Source organism: Roseibium sp. RKSG952 (assembly GCF_009711355.1).
The window spans coordinates 1-2543 of sequence record NZ_SMMF01000614.1; the positions used below are offsets into that span (position 1 = coordinate 1).

Genomic DNA, 2543 nt, shown 5'->3' on the forward strand with positions numbered 1-2543 from the left:
CAGATATCGTTAGCGCGTCTTCGAGTTCCACGCCGAGGTACCGGACGGTACTGTCCATCTTCGTGTGGCCGAGAAGAAGCTGAACCGCTCGAAGGTTGCCGGTCTTTTTGTAGATTTGGGCGACCTTCGTACGTCTCATGGAGTGCGTGCCATACGCGTTCGGTTCCAAGCCGATCGAGCCCACCCAGTCCTTTAAAAGACGAGCGTATTGCCGCGTCGATATATGCGGGCGATCATGGAAACGGCCGGGCCAGAGATAATCGTGGCCGATCATCGCCGGATTGCTGATCCACTCCATGAGGGCCTTTCGGGTGCCGTTAGTGATTTCGAATCGCACCGGCGATTTCGTCTTACTCTGCAAGATCGAGGTCCGTTCCTTGACTGCGCCTGCCGAGAAGACGTCTGCGACTTTCAGCCGGACCAAATCGCAGCCACGCAGTTTGCTATCGACTGCCATATTGAAAAGCGCCAGATCACGGACGGCGCCAGCCAGTTCGAGTCGAACACGGATCGCCCAGACATGCTTTGGGAGCGTGGTCTCTTCTGGCCGATAATGCGACCGCGGTTCCATGCCTTCTTGGCGGGCACCACCATCGGCAAGTTGAAAGCAGACATAGCGGTTCCTCCGAACCACTCCTACCCACCGCAACACTCACGACATTCGAGCAAGTAATGATATGTTGCGTTCTGGTGAAACGGGCAATGGCAGCTCGGAGCCCAACTTGACCGATGCTGCCCGGAGCATGAAAGTCCGTTCTGGGTCAGAGCGCAACCCATCGCTGGACCTCAATACGGTTCAGAAAAGCCTGATCATGACTGACAACGACAATTGCGCCGTCATACGCTCGTAGCGCCGCTTCGAGTGTTTCGACGGCTTCAATATCAAGGTGGTTGCTTGGCTCATCCAGCAACAGAAGTTGGCGCGGCTCACTGTGTCCAAGACTGCAAGCCAAACCGGCCCGCATCTTCTGCCCGCCGCTGAGTGATCCTACCTTTTGGTCCGCGTCATCGCCGCGAAACAGGAAACGCGCGAGAGTGGCGCGGCGCTCATTTTCAGTCGCCTTCGGGTCGAGCCGCGCGAAGGCCTCACGGACGGTTTCCTCAGGATCAAGAAAACTCATCTCCTGGTCGATAAGAGTGAATGGAACGTGGACCACGACTTTGCCGATCTGGGGCTGCAACTTGCCTTCGATGCAAGACAGCAGTGTTGATTTACCCGTGCCGTTAGCACCTTTGATTGCCAGACGCTCCGGGCCTTGGATCGCAAAGGAAACATCGGTGAAGAACGGCGCGCTTGCATTGTATCCAAACGCGATGTGATCTACGTTCAAAACCTGTCGGGTACCGGACAGACCAGAGGGTGGAATATCTATATTGAGCGGCTCGAGCACCTCAATCGCTTGCCGCGCCGCGTTCAGGTCTTCCTCAGCAACTTTTGCTTGCCGATCCCGCAAACGCGCGGCAGACTCGCCGGACGCTTCACTTCGTTCCTTTGCTGCATTAAGTAGCAGCTTGGATTGGCTGCCCGACGCGCGAAGCTGTTTGCCCTGACGATCCGTTCGCGCCTTTCTCTCGGAGGCCCGCTGCGCGCGGGCCTCAATTGTCGCCTTGTTGCGCTGCGCCCGCGCAAGGTTGTCTTCGGCATTTTCCAGTTCTGCTTGTCTTGCCGCGCGGTAGGTGCTGTATGGACCCCCGTAAGTCTTTGCACCAAGGCTGGTCAGTTCGACAATCGCATCCATGTTTTCGAGCAGGGTGCGGTCGTGGCTCGCAACGATGACGCAGCCAGTCCAGCCGCGCAGCACGTTCATCACATGCTCACGAGCAGCGCGATCAAGGTGGTTCGTTGGCTCATCCAACAGCAGCACGTCCGGGTCGGCAAACAGAAGAGCCGCAAGGGCGGCGCGGGTTCTTTGGCCACCTGACAGAGAGGACATCCACGTATCTGGCGATAGGTCAAGACCAAGGCCGGTCAGCGCCGCCTCAAGTCGCGCTTCCAGCGTCCAGTCCGCGACAGCCAGGTCGTCGGCAGTTGCTTCTCCACGTTCAGCACGGCTGAGGATGCGAAGTTGATCTGTCACGCCAAATAGATCAGCAGCGGTCTTGGCAGAAACCTCATCCGCGCCTTGTCTTAGAAAACCGATGGAGGTTGAGCCGGTGATAGACCCGCCACTGGGTGTAAGCTCACCCGCGATCAGGCGCAGGAGCGTGGACTTGCCGGTCCCATTGCGCCCGACAAGCCCAGTACGACCCGGGCCAAAAGTCAGGGTGAGATCATCGAGAAGAGCATGATTTGAGGGGGTCTGCCAACTCAGGTTGGCGATGGAAACAGAAGTCATGGGAGCGCTCGCGGAAAGGGAAACCAAGTTGGTGTTCAGCTTGCGAGTGCGTGATCCATGTCTGTCATCTCCATTGTTCTCACTCGGAAGTAATATGCGACGGAGGGGATTACAATGCTTTGGCTTGAGCAGACATTGGCGCACACGCAGCGAATGGCAGTTCCGTCCCGCGCTACTGACCTTGCCGAATTACCTGGTTGAGCAGTT

The 2543-nt window shown here is 57.5% G+C and carries 1 protein-coding gene and 1 pseudogene; both read right to left on the reverse strand.

The features are described 5' to 3' along the window. A pseudogene (locus tag E1297_RS02805) lies at positions 1-594 on the reverse strand (tyrosine-type recombinase/integrase); the annotation flags it as partial. Between the two features lie 167 nt (positions 595-761). Further along, on the reverse strand, positions 762-2336 hold the full coding sequence (locus E1297_RS02810) for an ABC-F family ATP-binding cassette domain-containing protein (RefSeq protein WP_155133638.1): 1575 nt from the start codon (positions 2334-2336) through the stop codon (positions 762-764). Between the last annotated feature and the right edge of the window lie 207 nt (positions 2337-2543).

Coding starts and splice junctions, on each gene's coding strand:
- E1297_RS02810 (WP_155133638.1), bottom strand. CDS start 2,336: ATGACTTCTGTTTCCATCGCCAACCTGAGTTGGCAGACCCCCTCAAAT.